We start from the raw sequence: 527 nt of genomic DNA, 5'->3' as shown, positions 1-527 counted from the left end.
GCGAGCGCCTCGTAGCCGAGCTGCACCAGGTAGTGCTGCGCCTCGCGCAGCGGCTGGTCGAGCCGGTCGCGCACGAATTCCCAGCGCGCGCGCACGCGCTTGAGCAGCTCCAGCGCCTGCTGCACGCGGTCCTCCAGCAGTTCCGCGCTCGGGATCTCGTTCGCGTCGTCGGTCTTGCCGAGCGGCAGGTTGCCGCCACGGAAGAACGCCTCGAGCGCGTCGACCAGCTGCAGCTTGTTCTTCAGCGACAGCTCGATGTTGATCCGCTCGATGCCGTCGGTGTACTCGCCCATCCGGTTCAGCGGGATCACGACGTCCTCGTTGATCTTGAACGCGTTCGTGTGCTTCGCGATCGCCGCCGTGCGGCTGCGGTCCAGCCAGAAGCGCTTGCGCGCCTCCGCGCTGACCGCGACGAAGCCTTCGCCGCTCTTGCCGTTCGCCATCCGGATCACTTCGGACGTCGCGTGCGCGACCGCGTCGGCGTCGTCGCCGACGATGTCGCCGATCAGCACCATCTTCGGGAACGC

1 protein-coding gene is annotated in these 527 nt (G+C 68.1%); it reads right to left on the bottom strand.

What is annotated here, in order from left to right; all coding sequences use genetic code 11:
* A partial coding sequence (locus tag QZM15_RS33940) for an FAD-linked oxidase C-terminal domain-containing protein (RefSeq protein WP_302108031.1) occupies positions 1-527 on the bottom strand: 527 nt, incomplete at both ends.

Source organism: Burkholderia sp. AU44665 (genome assembly GCF_030504405.1).
In the GTDB taxonomy this organism is placed as follows: Bacteria; Pseudomonadota; Gammaproteobacteria; order Burkholderiales; family Burkholderiaceae; genus Burkholderia; species Burkholderia semiarida.
The sequence above is the reverse complement of the archived record's forward strand: the minus strand, read 5'-3'. Positions and strand labels throughout refer to the sequence as shown.